At 46.3% G+C, this 18,463-nt stretch carries 18 protein-coding genes; 13 read left to right on the plus strand and 5 right to left on the minus strand.

Annotated features, from left to right (window positions below; genetic code table 11):
- The first annotated feature begins 183 nt into the window (after window positions 1–183).
- A complete protein-coding gene (locus RLO19_RS09835; RefSeq protein WP_446355953.1) occupies window positions 184–432 on the plus strand; it encodes a hypothetical protein in 249 nt (82 codons plus the stop codon).
- 73 nt (window positions 433–505) lie between these two features.
- Window positions 506–1,144, plus strand: a complete 639-nt coding sequence (locus tag RLO19_RS09840) for a Uma2 family endonuclease (protein WP_446355954.1) — start codon at window positions 506–508, stop codon at window positions 1,142–1,144.
- A gap of 234 nt (window positions 1,145–1,378) precedes the next feature.
- Here the strand turns inward: RLO19_RS09840 and RLO19_RS09845 are convergent, their stop codons facing one another.
- The 3 genes from RLO19_RS09845 to RLO19_RS09855 all read right to left on the minus strand — a co-directional run bounded on the left by RLO19_RS09845 (window position 1,379) and on the right by RLO19_RS09855 (window position 4,239).
- Window positions 1,379–1,609 carry a hypothetical protein gene (locus RLO19_RS09845; RefSeq protein ID WP_446355956.1) on the minus strand — a complete coding sequence of 77 codons (231 nt, stop codon included), beginning with the start codon at window positions 1,607–1,609 and terminating at the stop codon, window positions 1,379–1,381.
- Window positions 1,610–1,750: 141 nt separating this feature from the next.
- Window positions 1,751–2,515 carry a Uma2 family endonuclease gene (locus RLO19_RS09850; RefSeq protein ID WP_446355958.1) on the minus strand — a complete coding sequence of 255 codons (765 nt, stop codon included), beginning with the start codon at window positions 2,513–2,515 and terminating at the stop codon, window positions 1,751–1,753.
- A gap of 266 nt (window positions 2,516–2,781) precedes the next feature.
- Window positions 2,782–4,239 carry an efflux RND transporter periplasmic adaptor subunit gene (locus RLO19_RS09855; protein ID WP_446355959.1) on the minus strand — a complete coding sequence of 486 codons (1,458 nt, stop codon included), beginning with the start codon at window positions 4,237–4,239 and terminating at the stop codon, window positions 2,782–2,784.
- Window positions 4,240–4,291: 52 nt separating this feature from the next.
- Between RLO19_RS09855 and tadA the strand changes: the two genes are divergently transcribed.
- From tadA to RLO19_RS09900, 9 genes are all read left to right on the plus strand, one after another.
- On the plus strand, window positions 4,292–4,783 hold the full coding sequence (gene tadA / locus RLO19_RS09860) for a tRNA adenosine(34) deaminase TadA (RefSeq protein ID WP_446355960.1): 492 nt from the start codon (window positions 4,292–4,294) through the stop codon (window positions 4,781–4,783).
- Between the two features lie 113 nt (window positions 4,784–4,896).
- Entirely contained in the window at window positions 4,897–5,640 is a 744-nt protein-coding gene (locus RLO19_RS09865; protein WP_446355989.1) for a lysophospholipid acyltransferase family protein, read from the plus strand.
- A 219-nt stretch (window positions 5,641–5,859) separates the two neighbouring features.
- On the plus strand, window positions 5,860–7,320 hold the full coding sequence (locus tag RLO19_RS09870; RefSeq protein ID WP_446355962.1) for a RecQ family ATP-dependent DNA helicase: 1,461 nt from the start codon (window positions 5,860–5,862) through the stop codon (window positions 7,318–7,320).
- 100 nt (window positions 7,321–7,420) lie between these two features.
- Window positions 7,421–7,654, plus strand: a complete 234-nt coding sequence (locus RLO19_RS09875; RefSeq protein ID WP_446355964.1) for a hypothetical protein — start codon at window positions 7,421–7,423, stop codon at window positions 7,652–7,654.
- Window positions 7,644–9,338, plus strand: a complete 1,695-nt coding sequence (locus RLO19_RS09880; protein WP_446355966.1) for a tetratricopeptide repeat protein — start codon at window positions 7,644–7,646, stop codon at window positions 9,336–9,338. The genes RLO19_RS09875 and RLO19_RS09880 overlap by 11 nt, the downstream gene beginning before the upstream one ends.
- Before the next feature lie 134 nt (window positions 9,339–9,472).
- On the plus strand, window positions 9,473–10,390 hold the full coding sequence (locus tag RLO19_RS09885; RefSeq protein ID WP_446355968.1) for a hypothetical protein: 918 nt from the start codon (window positions 9,473–9,475) through the stop codon (window positions 10,388–10,390).
- A 51-nt stretch (window positions 10,391–10,441) separates the two neighbouring features.
- On the plus strand, window positions 10,442–11,284 hold the full coding sequence (locus RLO19_RS09890; protein ID WP_446355970.1) for a cytochrome c biogenesis CcdA family protein: 843 nt from the start codon (window positions 10,442–10,444) through the stop codon (window positions 11,282–11,284).
- A gap of 68 nt (window positions 11,285–11,352) precedes the next feature.
- Window positions 11,353–11,679 carry an ATP-dependent Clp protease adapter ClpS gene (gene clpS, locus RLO19_RS09895; RefSeq protein ID WP_446335918.1) on the plus strand — a complete coding sequence of 109 codons (327 nt, stop codon included), beginning with the start codon at window positions 11,353–11,355 and terminating at the stop codon, window positions 11,677–11,679.
- Window positions 11,680–11,804: 125 nt separating this feature from the next.
- Window positions 11,805–12,098, plus strand: coding sequence for a DUF2103 domain-containing protein (locus tag RLO19_RS09900; protein WP_446335917.1), 294 nt, complete (start codon window positions 11,805–11,807; stop codon window positions 12,096–12,098).
- 17 nt (window positions 12,099–12,115) lie between these two features.
- On the opposite strand, the gene RLO19_RS09905 is transcribed toward RLO19_RS09900, so the two are convergent.
- A complete protein-coding gene (locus tag RLO19_RS09905; RefSeq protein WP_446355972.1) occupies window positions 12,116–17,005 on the minus strand; it encodes a CHAT domain-containing protein in 4,890 nt (1,629 codons plus the stop codon).
- Window positions 17,006–17,154: 149 nt separating this feature from the next.
- Window positions 17,155–17,334: a hypothetical protein gene (locus RLO19_RS09910; protein WP_446355991.1), complete on the minus strand. Its 180-nt coding sequence runs from the start codon at window positions 17,332–17,334 to the stop codon at window positions 17,155–17,157.
- Between the two features lie 119 nt (window positions 17,335–17,453).
- Here RLO19_RS09910 and RLO19_RS09915 point away from each other — a divergent pair, with 119 nt between their 5' ends.
- Together RLO19_RS09915 and RLO19_RS09920 are read left to right on the plus strand one after the other, a co-directional pair.
- Complete coding sequence (locus RLO19_RS09915; protein ID WP_446355973.1) at window positions 17,454–17,660, plus strand: hypothetical protein; 207 nt, start codon at window positions 17,454–17,456, stop codon at window positions 17,658–17,660.
- Window positions 17,661–17,682: 22 nt separating this feature from the next.
- Window positions 17,683–18,438, plus strand: a complete 756-nt coding sequence (locus tag RLO19_RS09920; RefSeq protein ID WP_446355975.1) for a hypothetical protein — start codon at window positions 17,683–17,685, stop codon at window positions 18,436–18,438.
- Window positions 18,439–18,463 lie beyond the last annotated feature (25 nt).

Consider the following 18,463-nt stretch of genomic DNA (forward strand, 5'->3'; position numbering starts at 1 on the left):
AAAGAAGAGGGGTTCTAGATATTAAGTGATATTCTAGTTGACTTCGGGTAGGACATAATCGTGTAAGACCTAATTAGGGGTAACTCGAAAGGGCTGTGATTAGCTCAAGAATCCCCCGTCTTTCAAGCGGGGGAGTGTCAATTCCATGACTATCCTGATCAGTACCTGTATCGTCATCCCGCGATGTTGAATGCTCAACTGATGTCTGAGGTACTGGAGGAGATTGGAGAACGGGCGGTGGTGCTGATTGTCAGTGATGCAGGAGCCGCACGGGGTAATTTTGACCAAGAACGGATTGAAAGCACTAAAGTATGGATTAAGCAGGTACAGCAGTCAGTACGGTATTGCGCTTGGCTGAACCAATGCCAAATCAATGGTGGCAAAATACCACGGCTGGAGAAATTGCCCGTTTATTACCCATGTTTGAAATGAATCGTCAGGGAATGAATGCGGCAATTGGTGTATTGCGAGGCAGATATATCGTCAAGAAACAGGATGAATCCTCATGCTATTGGAGTTAAGACAATTAAAGGTTCAACCGGGAAACCAATTACTGCTAGAGGATGTTAGCTGGCAGCAATTTGAAACAATTTTAACCGAATTAGGAGAACATCGCGCGGCGAGATTGTCCTATAGTAATGGTCGATTAGAAATTATGGTTCCCCTTCCTGAACACGAAAAAGCCAAAGAGATTATTGGCGATATGGTAAAAATCTTATTGAGTGAAGGAGGGATTAATTATGAATCCTTGGGTTCAACAACCTTGAAAAATGAGCGCATGACTCAAGGCGTAGAACCGGATACTTGCTTTTACATTCAAAATTCAGCCCTGATTATCGGTAAAAATCGGCTTGATTTGACGGTAGATCCCCCACCCGACTTAGCCATAGAAATTGATTTGACTTCTCGCACTAAGTTGGATAATTATCAAATTCTAGGAGTACCGGAACTCTGGCGATATGCAGGAGGAGGGCTAAAGATTAATGTTTGGCAAGATGGACAGTATATAGAGTCTGATTCGAGTCCCACGTTTCCAGATATCCCCATCATTGAGTTAGTCAATCGTTACGTTCAGCAGAGTCGAGTTTCTGCTAGTAGCCAAGCCATTCAATCCTTTAAAACTTGGGTCAAGGACAATCTCTAATCTCAGAGGGACGCAAATTGAGGTGATGGAAGAACGGCGTAAGCAGCTTTTTGATGATTATATTAATTTCGCTGAATTACAATTACCTGAAGAACAATAATTTACAATAGCTCGTTTGTCCTAATGGATTGCTACCTGTAGGGACACGGCAATGCCGTGCCCCTACAATATGTGATGTTTGTGCCTAAATCCTGTGACATAGAACATTGTCCTAAGAAATCCAACGATGAATCATCAAACCCGTTCTCTTTGGCAGAAATCCCTTTGCCGTTCCATCGCTGCTTCTGGAGTATAAAAATCACCCACATTCACAGGGAATTCCACTATTTTACCCCACTCTTTGAGTAGCATTTCACCACAAGCTGGAGCGCAGGATAGATTATCTTGCTGTAGCACAACAGTTGAGTCAAATACTTCATCAATTACTCGCCAACTTCCACCCGCAGCACCCAAAAGCTCTTGCATCGATAATCTGACCCTAAAGATTATGAATGGTACTGAAATTTTGGCGGGTGGGCATTGCCCACCCTACGGGGTAAGACTTTGAACCCGTTTTAATAGGTTTAAGCTTTGAGATAAGAACTTTAGTTCAGGGCTTAAGTCTTTTCAAACTTCATCCGGATCAATTCCCATTTCTCGTAGGCGTTCAGCCAGTTGTTCGGCTCGTTGTTGAGCTTGTTCAGCTTGTTGTTGAGCTTGTTCGGCTCGTTGTTGAGCCTGTTCAGCTTGTTGTTGAGCTTGCGCCGCTTCTTCTTCAGGAGTGGGTAACAAATCTCCTGCTAATGTCGCCCAACGCAGCCAGGTTGTTTGAATATCTTTATAGGAACCTTGCCAACGCACTAAGGCTAAACCTAACAGTTGGCTGACAAATCGCCCTTGTTCATCCAAATTGATAGGTTGATATACGCCACCTTGCAAACTAAATCCAGCCCAATCCTCTGAATCAAAGGGATTGTACCAAAAATATTCCGGAACTCTCACCTTGTCTTGGTAAATTTGCTTCTTTTCAGTTTTATCTTTAGTGGCTGTACTATCAGAAATTAACTCAATCACAACATCCGGTGCTTTGCCTTCATCCCACACAACCCAACTGAGTCGTTCACCTTTGGGAACTCCCAACACGACAAAGACATCAGGACCGCGAAAGTCTTGGTTTTTGATTTGAGCCGCACTGAAATAGAGGAACATATTACCGCCAACATAGCCATCCTCTCGTTGAGCCAACCACGCGACGAGAGTATCCCTAAGCATTTGCATTTGTAGAAAATGTCGCTGAGTTTCCATGGGAATATCGTCATCACAGGGTAAGTCATACTGGGTTGGCGGTAGAGCTAAATCAACAGGAGCCGATTCAATCGTGGTTTGAGACATGGTTTTTTCTTTTCTATTGCGCCTATTTTCTTAACTGTAACGCCTGTGATCAGACTATTTGAGAGATTGAGGGGAAAACCTATTCAGATTGGGTTGTGTTTTTAAACAAGTAATGCTATACATCCGCTTAGTAGAGACGTTGCATGCAACGTCTCTACAATGGTGGGGAAAGTCCTAATCGATGTGTCTACTGCTATAAATATAGGTTTCCCACCCCCGTTAGAAATAAGTCCGCGTAGGCGGACTTTGTTTGTGTAGCAGCGATTTCAATCGCCGTGGCTTGTTGGGTTTCTTGCTGATAAAATACTCAAACGCACCGTATCGCCATCCTTCAACGGCGCATCAGTGCGAACTACAAACCGTTCCCCTGGCTTTAAACCGGATACAATAGCGACTCTACCCTTGGCGCGATCGCTAATTTCTACTTGACGTGCTTTAACTGTAGATTCAGCACCATTTTCAACCACGACAAACACCGTTGATTTCTCTGATGTTTGAGTCGGCTGATTCGTTTTCGCCATCTGAGTATCTCCACGCCCTGACTCTCCGCCAACCTCTAGCGCCGTTTGCGGAACAACAACTTGGGCTTGGGTATTTGGTGTGAAACTAACTCGTGCTAAAAGTCCACTACCAATTTGACGATTCGGGTTAGGAATCGTCACCTCTACAGGAATTTGTAAGGCTTCACTATCCGCTGCGGGAGAAATTCGGGTCACTTTTCCGGAAAAAGATTCATTGGCAAGTGCGTCTAAATTCACCGTTACCGATTGTCCCACTTTGATATTCGCTAGTTCTCTATCTGAAACCCGAACTTCTACCTTCACCTGAGTAAAATCCCCTAACTTGAGAAGTTCACTTCCCGGTGTAACTAGATTTCCTGGTTCGGTGACTCGTTCTAATACCACACCGTTAATCGGGGAGGCGAGTAAAGAATAGGATTGACGTTCCTTATTTTGAGCCAAAATTGCTTGCTGCGCCTTCACTCGTTCTTGCGCCGCCGCGACAGCTTGTTGTTCGGTGCTAATTTGCTTAAGGGTGGCTTGTAGGTTTTGTTGGGCGGTTGCGGCGGCGGTTTGGGCTAATTCTGCTTGTTGGCGAGAAATTGCTCCTTCTTGCGCTAGGTTTTGTAGCCGTATCGCATCTACTTTAGCTTGCTGCAATTCTAACCGGGCTTGTTCTGCCCTGGCTTGGGCATTCCCCACCTGAGTTTGAGCGCGGGCGACTTCTGAATTTAGGGCGGCGAGTTCAGCTTGTGCTTCAGTTACAGCCGTTTGCAATAAGGCGTCATCAATCTGAGCTAAAATTTGTCCTGGTTTAACCGGATCACCGATATCAACATTGAGGTTCAACACTCGCCCTTCCATTTGAGATCGCAGTGAGATATCTCGCAACGGTTGAGTTCGACCTGTATATTCTATTGGTTCTAACACCCATCCCGTTTGTGCGATCGCGACATCCACGGCTGTACTGGTTTTCTCTTCTGCACCAGGGGGTTTGGGTTGCGCCCCAGCTTCTGTCTTGGGACTAATCCCACATCCAGTGAGAGACGGTACAAGTAAAATAATCCACAGCACCAGAAAAACCCAATAGTTAGGGCTGGCTGAATAAGTATTGGGGTGAGGGGAAGCATGTATAGACGCGCCATGGCGCGTCTGGGAAGCTGGGGAAGCTACAGACGCTGAATGACTCGATTGATTCTGAGAGTACAAGCTTTTAATTCCCACTAGAGTAAAGTCGTCAAGGGTTGTTTAAAGTTTCTTCATATATCTACTCTAAATGTTACCGTCTATTAATCAAGTTGCCTATCAAAAGCATCGCCACTGGATGAACAGGTCCCTCGCGATCGCACAATCTGCCGGTGAAGCGGGGGAAGTCCCCGTTGGTGCAGTGATTATTGATGATCAGGATAACCTCATCGCCACCGGAGAAAATCGGCGAGAACGCGATCATGATCCTACCGCCCACGCCGAAATCCTCGCCTTGCGTGCAGCCGGTCAAGCCTTAAACACCTGGCATTTAAACACCTGCACCCTTTATGTCACCTTAGAACCTTGTGCCATGTGTGCTGGGGCGATCATTTTAGCGCGGCTAGGTTTGCTGGTGTACGGTGCTGATGAACCCAAAACTGGCACAATCCGAACCGTTGCCAATATTCCCGATAGCGCTTACTCCAACCATCACTTACCTGTCCTTGCTGGCATTATGGAATCAGAGTGTCGAGGGCAACTTCAATCCTGGTTTGCCCAACGACGCCAGCGCGATCGATAATCAACCCTTAACCATGACATTAATATAACTGTCCCTTCAGTAGACGACAGGGGTTGTCAGACCTCATAAGGTAAAAGTGGAGAGTCGAAACACAGCAAAAACCAAATCCCATGATGCAACTCCAATCCCGTGAACAGAACCAAACGTCCTCAACCTTTGACAAACCCGATCTAAAGACAGTTAATTCCCCCAAAGTAGTTCCCGTTAACTCCAGTGTTTCCCCTTGGTTAACCTCAATCTTCTATCCGTTGGGGCGTCGTATCCTCATGCCCCTTTATTTTGGGCGGCTGCAAGTTACAGGACAAGAAAATATTCCCAAAACCGGTCCCGTCATTCTAGCACCTACCCATCGATCGCGTTGGGATGGGTTAACCATAGCTTATGCCGCTGGGAAACCTGTCACAGGAAGGGATTTGCGGTTTATGGTGTCGCAAGATGAAATGAAAGGGGTGCAAGGTTGGTTTATCCGGCGCATGGGTGGGTTTCCGGTGAATACGAAACACCCGGGAATCAGCAGTATCCGGCATAGTGTTGAACTCCTGCGTCGTGGCGAAGCACTGGTGATGTTTCCCGAAGGTAATATTTTTCGACATGGTGAGGTTAATCCACTTAAACCCGGTATGGCGAGAATTGCCCTGCAAGCAGAATCTAATCAACCCGGTTTGGGATTAAAAATTGTACCCGTTAGCATCCGTTATAGCGAACCCATTCCTCATCGGGGTTCTGATATTCAGATTAATATTGGATCTCCTTTAGATGTCGCCAAGTATTGCAACCAGTCGGCTAAAAAAGGCGCTCAACAGCTCACCACCGATCTGGAAATAGCACTCAAACAAGTCGATCAAAACCTTGGCTAAATTCTCAATAGAAGAAACAGCGGCAGCCATGTAGAAAGAGGCAATTGGTACGTCTGGAAGCAGGGGAAGTTGTTCTGATGGGAACAGGCTTATGCTAGGGTAGTGACTGACTAGCGAACCCTAAAGCATTGTTTCCTGAGTCAGTAAAAATTAACCTTTAAAGACAAACAAGGATCAGGTTCAGATATCTACAACTGTCCCTAACATCTCTGCATACCCATGAGCATGACCGAAACCACATCCTGGAACGATGTCCGCCTCGCCTTTAAAAAAATATGGGGATATGATAATTTCCGTCCGCCTCAAGGTGAGATTATTCGGAGTATTTTGGAAGGGCGAGATGCACTGATTGTGTTACCCACAGGTGGTGGTAAATCGATTTGTTTTCAACTTCCCGCCCTCTTACAAACCGGATTAACCTTGGTGATTTCCCCGTTAGTTGCTTTAATGGAAAATCAGGTACAGGAATTACGCGATCGCAACTTACCCGCCGCCCTGTTACATAGCGAATTAACCCCGCAACAACGCCGAAAAACCCTGCAAGCCCTAGAAAACCAGCAACTCCGATTACTCTACCTCTCCCCAGAAACCCTATTAAGTGCGCCCGTCTGGGAACGACTTTCTCAGCCCCATCTAAAAATTAATGGATTAATTCTCGATGAGGCACATTGTCTCGTTCAATGGGGCGATACCTTTCGACCCGCGTATCGGCGTCTAGGCGCAGTACGACCCACCCTACTCAAGTCTAAACCCCCCGGCAGCCAAATCCCGATCGCGGCATTTACGGCGACGGCTGATCCTAGCGCCCAAGACACCATCAGTAAGGTGTTGCAATTAAAACACCCCCAAGCCTTTTTAATCAGCCCCTATCGCCAAAATCTCAACCTAGACGTGCAAATCGTCTGGACACCACGCGGACGCCGCCAGAAGATGTTACAGTTCATTCAAGCCAGAAATCGCCAATCTGGGTTAGTTTATGTCCGTTCGCGGCGAGATAGTGAGGAATTAGCCCAATGGTTTGGGGAACGGGGTTATGCTACATCCGCCTACCACGCCGGGTTAAGTTCCCAGGAACGCCGAGATGTTGAACAGAGTTGGTTGAGTGGCAAAACTCAATTTGTGGTGTGTACTTGCGCCTTTGGGATGGGAATCAATAAGCCCGATGTACGTTGGGTGGTACATTTTCAGCCCCCCCAATTATTATCAGAATATATCCAAGAAGTCGGTCGCGGCGGACGAGATGGCAAACCCGCAGACGCGCTGACGTTGATCAGTGAGCCAACAGGGTGGTTAAATTCAGAGGATAAGCAAAAGCGTCAGTTTTTTGTCGATCAGATGCGATCGCAATACCAACAGGCACAACGCTTAGTCAAAAAGCTACCCGAACAGGGGAATGTAGCCGCCGTCTCCCAGGAATTTCGCCAGGGTGAAGTCGCATTAGCTCTGCTGCACAGTGCTGAACAATTGGAATGGCAAGATCCATTTCATTATCACAAACACCCATCCCCAGATTCCCGCGCTTTGGCTAACTTAAGTTCTCACCAAATCCAAGTACAGAAACTGATGACACAATACCTGACAACTCGCCAATGTCGTTGGCAGTTTTTATTAAAAGCGTTTGGGTTTAAAAAGGAGGCGATGGGATTAAAATGTGGGCATTGTGATAATTGTCGGAAATAGGGAACAGGGAGATAGGTGATGGGGTGATGGGGAAGCCAATTTGTAGGGGCGAAGCATTCGCGCCCCAATGTATCGGATTTCTGTTAACACAAGAGCGCGAATGCTTCGCCCAATCCCCAATCCCCAATCCCCAATCGCCAATCCCCAATCCCCAATCCCCAATCGCCAATCCCCAATCCCCAATCCCCAGTCACGAGTCACCAATCCCCAATCCCCAATCGCCAATCCCCAATCCCCAATCCCCAATCCCCAGTCACGAGTCACCAATCGCCAATCCCCAATCCCCAGTCACGAGTCACCAATTAACAAACGACAAATGACGAATGACAAATAACAAAATTATTTCTATTTTTCTAAGTACCTGTTTCTGGGTGAGTATTTCTTCCCCCCAGAGTCTAAACGCCCAAGGTGAAGAGGGATTACAATTACAAGATTTTAGTTACTGGGCTAGCCTATGTGCCTCCCAAAAAGATGCTAAAAATTATGAAGAAGCCCTAGAAGCCTGTGATCAAGCCATCGCGTTGAATCCCAATGAACCTCAAGCCTGGATTGATCGAGGTGATATTCAACGGGCATTAGATAATTATGCCGAAGCCGCCGCCTCTTATGGACAGGTTATTCGCCTTGAACCGAGACATTCTCAAGCTTGGGCAAAGCGCTGCGCGGCGCACATTCAATTGGCAAACTATGAAGCCGCGATGACTGATTGTGAAACGGCTTTGCAAATTGATGAAAACTGGAATGAAGTGACGCGGGCTTATGCGTTGTATCATCAAGGATTAGCCAATTGGGGACAAGGGAGACGGGAAAATGCGCTATTTTCCTTTGATTTAGCGGTTCAAAGTAATCCGAATTATTCCCTGGCTTGGGCGCAACGGTGTCTGTTATTGTCCCAATTCGAGCGGACTTATGACGCCCTCACATCCTGTGAACGCGCATTACAGGTGGATGGGGATTGGGGAAATCAAAATCCTGCGATCGCGTGGACAAATCGCGGTAAAATTTTGGCTCAGTTGGGACGGTATGACGCCGCCCTCGACTCTTATGATCAAGCTCTGGCGATTAATCCCCAGGATGAAACCGCTTGGACGGAACAAGGTACAGTTTTATTAAGTATTGGTAAACCGGGAGAAGCATTAACCTCTCAGGAATGGGCGCTAAAAATTAGTCCCAATTATGCTTTAGCCTTAGCCAATCAATGTGCCACGCTCAATCAACTGAGTCAATATGAAGACGCCCTAGCCCCTTGCGATCAAGCCATTCAAGAGGGAGATGGGCGTTGGGGAAAAGAAGGTGCGGCGTATGCTTGGAGTCATCGGGCGGATGCGCTGACAGGTTTGGGGCGATTTGAAGAAGCTTTGGCATCGGCTAATCGGGCGATCGCACTCAATCCAGACTATGCTGATCCCTGGAGTAGTCGGGGGGCGACACTGTGGTTTATGGGGCGGTTTGAAGAGGCGCTAGGGGCGACAGAACAAGCGATTAATATTAACCCCAATTCCTCGAAAGCTTGGTTTAACTATGCCAGAATTCTGACCACATTGGGACAGTATGATCAAGCCCTCGCTGCTTATCAACAGGCGCTCTTAGGGGATGCGAATGTGGGGGATACCTTGACTCTGGCAGAGATTTGGGTGAATCTGAGTGCCTTATATTGGCGTATGCAACGTTATCAAGAGGCGAACACAGCAGCGGAGCGAGCGATTGGGATTAATCCAGATTCGGCGGCGGCATGGTATAATAAGGCGCTGGTACTCATGGCATTAAATCGCTACCCTGAGGCAGTGAATACTTACGAACGCGCGATCGCAATCAATGCAGAGAATGCTGATTTTTGGGCAGGGAAAGGCATTGCATTGCGGTTTTTAGAGCAATATCCCCAAGCCCTGGAAGCCTTGCAAACCGCATTAGAATTGAATCCAGCTCATCCTCAAGCTTTGGTCAATCAAGAGTTTGTCATGCAAAAGCTACAAACTCCTAATGGGATGGATGCTTTGCCTAATTCAGGGCTTCGGTAAAGGGAATAGGGAATAGAAGATGTCGCCGTTTTTTTGATGCTGGGGTGGGCGAAGCATTCGCGACACAAGTTTAGCAGTAAAATCGAAAAATCTAGGGGCGAATGCCTAAATTCTGATCCCTTTCCTCAACCACAATGATACAACCTCCAAGAATCCATCTACCCCTGCTTTACCCAACAATAACGGCAACGCTACTTGCTTTGGCGGCTGGGTGTTCTCAAGTTGAACCGCCTTCAACCACCGCACAACCGAACCCAGCCGCCACACCGATTCCCGCGTCTCGGACACCTGTCTCGTCACCAGCCCCAGCCGCCTCACCACCACCTGATCCCTTCCCCGAAGCCCTGGATACCGCTATGAGTGCAGCAACAATTGCCCAATCAGCTGTATCCCCTGATGACTGGAATTTAGTCGCTAATCGCTGGCAAGACGGGATCGCACTTCTGGAGAAAACGCCATCCTCTCATCCGAAAAAGCAACTGGCAAGCCAAAAAATAGAGGAGTACCAGCGTAATTTAGCTTACGCCAAAGCACAATCAGCCCAACGTTCTCAACCCAAACCATCTCCCACGACTATTGTTGCATCCCAGCCACCGACTACTCCCACCCAGTTACCTGCAACAACTTTATTGTCTCAACCTGAAACTCAATCCTCTCAATCACCTGCAACCACTCCATCCTCTCAACCCCAAACTCAATCCCCCCAGCCATCTGCAACCACTTCATCTGCTCAACCCAACCAATCTCCAGCCATTTCAGCAAACCTCGCTCTAGCTCAGCATCTGCAACAAAGTGGTGCCAAAATGTATGAAGCCTACTGGTGTAATGTCTGTCGCTGGCAAGAAAAACAGTTTGGACCCGAAGCCTATTCTTACATTACAGCGATTGAGTGCGACCCCCGTGGCAAAAATGCTCAACCTGAACTCTGTCGTCAAGCCGAAATTCGAGCCTTTCCAACCTGGGAAATTAATGGTCAACTTTACGAGGGAGGAATGCAGTTAGAACAACTTGCAAATTTGTCAGGGTATTCCGGTTCCCGCAATTTTAATTAGGGGTTGCTGAATAACGTGGTAGAGAGATGGGGAAGATGGGGAAGCAAACAAATGATAAATGACAAACGCCACCGTTCTAAATTTCTCCTACCGGGATTAGTCTTTGGTGGAACGGTGATTTTAATTTTAGCGGTTAATTCATCTGTGCAAAGCCCTTGGGGAGAAACCCTAACGAATTTTGCCTTCGAGGTTGGCGATCGCTATCGGCAATGGTTTGAGCAACAAAGTACCGATAATCCTTTAATTCTACTGGTTTTGTCCTTTGCTGGAGGATTAATCGCCAGTATTTCTCCCTGCATTTTATCCTTACTCCCTGTCAATTTGAGTTACATTGGCACCCGTGAGATTACCTCACGCCGGGATGCTTTAGTCAAAGCAGGGTTATTTGTCTTGGGAGTCGTAACCATGCTCAGCTTATTTGGTTTATTTTCCTCCTGGGCAGGGGCTATACTGATTCAATTCCGGGGCTATGTGCAGATTATCGTCGGTGTCGTGATTATCCTCATGGGGTTGATGCTATTGGGTATAATACGCCTACCTTTACCCCAGACATCATTTAACGTCGCGATCGCAGGACCCTATGGCGTTGGCTTAACCTTTGCTCTGGTAAGTTCTCCCTGTACAAGTCCCGTCATGTTTGCGGTTCTCACAGCGGGTGCAGCCACAGGTTCCCCTATTCAGAGTACCTTGGCGATGGTGTGTTATGCCTTGGGCTACACAGCAATCATTTTTTGCGCCAGTCTCTTCACCAGTTTAGTAAAACAAACCCGATTTTTGTTAGATTATTCTGACGCCATTATTCGGTTCGGCAGTATAGCGCTTTTACTAATCGGCGGATTCTATCTGGTTGATGGGGTTCTCTGGTGGACGTCCATGATGAATATGAGTAACTAATCCCAAACTGCGGTAAACTAGGAAGATGCGTTTTTGAATTTTTTTAGCAGAACTTTGTTAAAAGCCCTATGACTGTGATAATTTCAGCAGCTCGTTCAGCGACATCTGCTGCACCAACTCAAGCTCCTGAAAAATCGAGTCAAGTTACCCGCAAGCTTTATCCGAACTATAAGGTGATTGTTCTCGATGATGATTTCAATACCTTTCAGCACGTCCATGACTGCTTGGTAAAGTATATTCCGGGAATGAACAGTGATCATGCTTGGAAACTGACCAATCAGGTTCACTTTGAAGGTCAAGCCATTGTTTGGGTTGGTCCTCAGGAACAAGCCGAACTCTATCACCAACAGCTAAGTCGGGCTGGATTAACTATGGCTCCCCTGGAGGCGGCATAATGAAGGCTAGGAAGACAATGTAGAGACGTGCCATGGCACGTCTTGAAGTTGGGGTGGGGTGGTAATCATGCTGCTCAAAATTACAAAATTAATCGATATGCAATTTAGATGTACAGCAATTTATCATGGGTAAGTCCAATGGCGGCAGATTGGTTTGGAATCACTCAACTCACTTACCCGGGTTGATTCCGGTTCTGGAACGTCTCACTACCTATACTGGAATTCAAACGATTACGCCGGCTGTCATTGGACGAGCCAGGAGTCATCGTCCTCGCTTAGAGTTAAAAGTGTCTGTACCCATTCGCGGTGGACATAAAATTATTGCTCGCTCTGGCAAAACGGTTCAAGAAGTGTTTATTATCACTGAGTTGAGTAAGCGAGAATTAGAAGGGGCGATTTCACAAGCATTGAAGAAGTAATAAGTCAATTGTACTTTTTACCACGGACTTCCGACTAAAGTAAATGCACTCCAATAATAAGGATGAGTCAATTCTCTATCGGGTAATTCAGTTAACTGGGGCGGTAAAAGAATCGTACCATTCGGAGTCACCAATTGACCATCTTCTAAGCGCACCTCGCCCCGAATCATAGCTAACTGTGCTTGTCGCAGGGCTTCAGCTTTAATCGGAACTTGCTTTAACTGGGAATAAAATGTAGTCATTAATCCCAATGTTCCTTCATCGCTGACATACCAAAGACTTCCCAAGGCTGATTTTACCCCGGCTTGTACCGCTAATCCAGTAAATCCTAACTCCGCCTCCTCATCGCCTAACGCTGTGCGACAGGCGCTTAATACCATCAGTTCCACAGGTGGATTACTTAACCCCAGTTCTCGGATTTGGTCAAGGGATAGCTTAGTATCCCAAAACTGGATATAAGAGTTTTCCGGTTTACCGGATTTAAACTCACCGTGGGTGGCTAAGTGAAGGATACCAAAGGGAGTTCGATTGCGAACTGCTTTCAGGTTGTCTAGGGTAAACCTAGAATTAAGAAACGATTCACCCTGCCAAATTTTCTCAGTAATTGTTGATAATTCCACCGGGACAGCAGGTAAGGGATTTTGATCCGTAAATTCAGACGCCCCCATCGCCAAGACTTCCAGATTTCTCACATCCACGTAGCGAGTATCGGTTAAAGAGATACTAGGCATTAAATTAATATTGTATCTCTCCAATAGAAACCCATTTCCATCATGTAAAATTGCCATGGGTAGTGAACGCAAACCGCTATCCACAAGAAAAGCAATTGTATTAATTTCCTGCGTATTTAACTCCGATTCAACGGGTGCAACTAACCATTGATAGAGTTGTTGCGCTAAGGGTAAGTAAGGACGAGGAATACTAACACTGGTCACAGCGCGACGCAACTCTTGACTGGTATTGAGAACCTTTTCTCGTGTCGCACCGGGTACAGAACGTCGTATAGGTTTCCCCTCAGCGGTGACAATAATCAATTCCAATTGATCCTGACTCCTGTCGCGTTCCGTCTCAGAACTTCCTGGTTTTTGGTTTTGATTCAATCCGGCGGTTGGTGTTAGCGAGGAGGCGTTACTGGGGACAAATACAGCGTACAATAATGCAGGTTTAGTTCCCGTTGCTTGTTCAATTCGGTTGAGGATAGCTTTGGATTGGGCTAGGGTGATAAGCGGAGTATCAAAAAGCCCCAAATAATCTTCGTACTGACGGGTAAAATAGTCTTCAACTTCTGCCACGATATCCAATTCTAGGGCAGGAAGTTGAGATTGAAGTATTGGCGGTGGGTCTTCAGGCAATTTTAGTAGATTGACGGGATTGATTTCAGGATTAGGGGGTTGGTCATCTGGGGATGGGTCATCAGGAGAGGGGTTATTTGGGGGCGGGTTTTCTGGGGGCGGGTTTTCTGGACGGTCAACACTAATAATTTGCAGATTTCCTTCAGTCTGGGTAAAGAGAAAAGATTCGCCTAAATTAATCGTAAATTCACCACTGGAAATTGCCCCGACTGTGCCATTCGTGGTTGCATCTCCGACAATAAAAGGAATTTCGCCATTTCCACCATGGCGAATCGTAATCCCACCGCCACCGTTACCCCCCGCCGTGGAGAGACTGGTTTCAATTTCATTGCGATTGCTGAAGCTATTGGTGGCGCTGAAGAATTGTCCGGTGGTAATCTCTACTGTACCACCGATGCCATTATCGCCACCTTCAGCATTAAGCTGTCCAATTTGAATATCCCCACTGGGGTCAAGTGTGACATCACCGCCATCATTAATACTGCCACTACTGTTAATAGTTGCTGTGGTAATCGCTGTAATTGCATTTAAGAAAATCTCACCACCACTGAGTCCAGAACTATTTAAGTCGCGGGTAGAAATTGCCCCGGTAGTCGCGGTTAGGTTAATATTACCTCCCGTATCATTCGGGTTACTCGAATCCAAGTTAATTGTGGGCAGATTAATCTCAGTCGCCTCGATGATAATATCGCCGCCACGGGTTTGAATTGACCCAGAACCCGCAGCCGTGATGATTCCCGGACTGGCTAAGGTAACGTTACCCCCAGCCGTGGATAGAGTGGGATTGGAGAGGGAAAAATTCCCACTCATTAGCAGGTTAATTTCACCCCCCCCGATACTGGTAATCTCAGTTTTCCCACCGGGATTAATAATATCGCCCGTGCGAATGTCTTGGTTTGCCTGTAAGGTAATCGAGGTATTATCGGGTGTGGTAAGACTAAATCCTTGCGTGTCAATTGAACCTGAACCTGTGGGAGATTGTAGTGTGAGTGGGGTGTTAAACTGAGTATCAGCCGCTAAGGTAATCGCACCACTACCGTCGGCGCGTCCAATATTAATAGTTGTGAACGTGTTGGAGAGGGTTTGCAGTTCGTCACTGTTGAGGAAAACCGTAATTGGATCTCCCGTTCCGCCAATTTCTAAAGCTAGATTGGGGGTTAACGGCTGTAAATTTAGGCGACTTGTACCTGTTATCGAATTTCCCGCGTCCAGATGAATTTTATCAGCGATTAGAGAAATAGTTCCACTATCGGATTCGATTGTTCCTTGCAGCAAAATACCTGCATCATCGGTGCTAGTTCCTTGTAGAGTAATCGTACCATCTTGGGATGCGATCGCGTCTTCAACTCTGATCCCTTGTTGATTCGTACTCGCCCCTTCTATCGTAATCGTTCCACCCTCGGATTCAATATCTTGTTCAACATTAACCCCGATGTCAGCTATACTCGTACCATTAATCGTTATCGCGCCACCCTCTGAACGAATCGGACTCTGAATCCTAAGACCATTAAACCCTTCACTGACTCCCGTAATCGCGATTCTACCACCACCAGAGTTGACTCCCGCATCAAACTCAATGCCCTCAGATTGGTTAGCCGTTCCACTCAGGGTAATATTACCGCCCTCAGAAGTAATTTGTCCACGACCCACCAGATTAATTCCCTCAGCATTATTGTTGCCTACACTTGTATTACGACCCCTGCCTTGGATGGTAATCTCTCCACCCTGAGAATTAATCGCGGCTTCAATTTGTAAACCCCTACCATCAGTACTCGTACCATTGAGATTAATCACCCCACCACCGGAATTTAGTTCACCATTAACGATGATGCTCCCTGTATTGTCTGCATTATCATTAGCTTGGATAGTGATATCTCCCCCTGTAGTCTGAATGGGTGCATTAATAGCAACCCGACCTTGACCATTATTATCACTATCAGCTATAAGGACAACGTTACCTAAATTTGTTGTTATCTCGGCATTAACATCAATATTGTTATTAGCTTGAGCAGTTAAACCAACGCCCGATGTCACCATATTTACAGCTTCTGTAAACGTAATAGTGTTGGTGGCTTGCAATGTAACATTGGTTTGGGCATTGTTAATCAGCTCAGCATTTATCCTAGTGATTCCGGTATTGGGTGGATCAGCAAATTCATCAACCTGATTTAATTCCTTTACTGTCTCCTGCGCCGCCACAATTTCTAAATCAAACGGATCAAGTAAAAGCATTCCCGGATTACCTTGGGGGGATAAAGTCGTCACATCTCCGCCAAAGTCTAAATACTCTAAACCCGACACTTCGACAAAACCGCCATTCCCCGACTGCTTACCCCCTTCAGCACTGATACTGCCATAGAATTGAGTGATTTCATCTGCCCATAAAATCACTTGTCCGCCATTTCCTTGACTCAATGCATTAGCATTAATTTGGGAGTCATGATTCACAAACGTGCGCTTGGCATTCAAAAGCGTTTCCTGACCTTGATACCCTCCACCAATTCGTACCGTACCGCCGCCATTTGTCCCCGATGCATCAATAATGGCATCAATTAAACCCACCTTATCGCCAATAACATTCACTTCACCGCCGATTGAAGATAAAGGCGGATGCGCGATAGTTGAAACATCAATTGTACCGGATACTATCGCCACTCCCGCTTCTTTGGGTAAAATGATCTGAGAATCTGCCAATTGCACCTCTGTGGCGGAGGTCACTTCAACCCCTGTCTCTAATGGTTCTGAACCAGTTAATAAACTGGCTAAATCCAAAGGTGTAATCGGTAAAACCTGACCATCATCAGTCGTTTGGGGTACCACTTCAAATGAAAGTAAATGACCCACTTGAGAAATCTTGACTAAATTTGAACCCGATACCGCCGCAACAGTAATCTGTCCTGCCGGTGCCGTTAATTGTCCTGTATTAATAACATTGCCACCGAGTAAAGTTAAACTTTGCGCTTCAGAAACGACTAAATTTCCAGCATTGACAATACTACCAGGTTCGGGTATATCAAACGCAAACTGATTAGGCGTCCCAACTAACTGCTGATAGTGATTCTCTCCCAAGGAATTGAACCAAAGATTATTACCAAAACCAATTCCTGTCGCCGTTGTTGCCATAAAATCAGCCGGGACATTGAGACTAGCCCCATTGCCAAACACAAATCCCGATGGATTCATCAAATACAAGTTCGGCATTCCCCCGGTGACTTGAATCAAGCCATTAATCAGGGAGGGATTATCTCCTATCACTCGTCCCAGGATATTTATTAGATTCGGATTCGCCAGAAAGTTAGCAATTTGACCCGCCTCTAAGCCAAAGTCCTGGAAACTGTGAAATAGATTTGCATTATCTCCAGAAAGACTACCCCCCGAAATATCAAACTGATTTCCATTCGGCGTAACAATTGTCCCTGTATCATCGGAGGCTGCGGTAATCGGTTCAGCTAGCACGGGAGAACTTGACGCCAGCATAGCGATTGTACTAAGAATCCCTTGGATTATCGAGAGAAGGACAAAAAGCCAGCGCCAACACAACCAAGCAGATTTCATGGGGGGGTACTCCCTGATTCAGATTGGCTAAAATTATATACTATATTCCGGCTTGTAGTAAGGGATGCGAGTCCTATATTCTGCCCTAGTAACAGGCGTCAATCCAACCTACAACCTATTCCACAATTTTAGCTGTGCCATGCCACTACTTACTTCCTGTTTACCAGGGACTTCCCACCAACATAAATGCACTCCAACACTCGCCCCAAAATATTTCTCAGATGCGGATTGGCTAAAAAATTGGCAATTTGCCCTATATCTAAGCCAAACTCCTGAAAACTGTGGAAGAGATTCGCCTCATCTGCATCCTGTGCCAGTATTTTTTTCATTGACGTTATAAAATTATAAAAAACGATGGCTAATTTAGGTTTAATTAATTTTAATTTACGTCTGAACGTTCCTTGGATAAGAGTGGTATCGGTTATGAATAGCAGAACTATTTGCCGGCATGGTTATTATCACTAACGTGCTGTGGTGTCAAGTTAAATTTAAGGAGAGGGCAAACCGACGGTTTGTAGGGGCGGGTTTTACCGATAACCTGTCAGCAAAAACTGGTAACTTAGGTAAACCCGCCCTGTTTCTAGCGTTGTTAATTAATGCAAGAAACCTGAGTAGGGGCGGGTTTAGTCACATCCGGGTGTCACCGAAAAGATAGTAGTGAAACCCGCCCCTACACAATGCAACACTCGCGTTGCGCCACATGCCGTGAAAAGTCAGACCTATTAACACGAGGCAAAAAAGCAGGTATCATAAACCTTAAAGCCTGGTTCCGTATTTTTGTCAAGCGAGAGAAACCCAGAGGCGGACATTGGTCATTTCCCGATGCGGGGAGTTTCCGGATTTGGGGATTAGGAGGGCGCTGGGCGACGGCTGGAGTCGCATCTGATGGGACACAGAGGGATGAAAATGTGGTGTTGCTACCGGAAAAACAGGCAGGGAATACGGCGAACTTAACCGGATTTCTCTCAAGTGCTGATGGGTCGGGTATGGTTAGTTTACAACACAATAACTGGTTGCGATCGCTAGCGGTGGATTATAGTGGTGCATCCCGTGTACCGGGGTTGTTTGTCCTGGTGGATCAAGTAGTTGAAGCCGAAAAACTGGATCAAATCTGGATTATGCATACCCAGGAAAACGTGACGATTCAGGGTCAACAGTTTATCCTTGAGGCGGAATCCGGGGCGACGATGCAGGGAACCTTTATTACACCTTCTGATGTGACGCTGGAATTTATCCCCAGCGAGACAGGGGGAATGATTCAAGCGACAGGGCGCGATCGCTTTATTGTGGTGATGACAGTTCAATCGGGGACAGCGCCTGAGGTTGAGGTTCTCTTAACTCAATTTAATCCTCAAATTCAGGTCGGAAACCAGACTATTGAAATAATAGAGGATAAAATCGTATTGAAATCGCTAAAAGAGGGTGCTAACTAGCTGACTTTTGATCCGGATAGAATTT

Origin of the sequence: Coleofasciculus sp. G2-EDA-02 (genome assembly GCF_040226375.1) — a bacterium.
In the GTDB taxonomy this organism is placed as follows: Bacteria; Cyanobacteriota; Cyanobacteriia; order Cyanobacteriales; family Coleofasciculaceae; genus Coleofasciculus.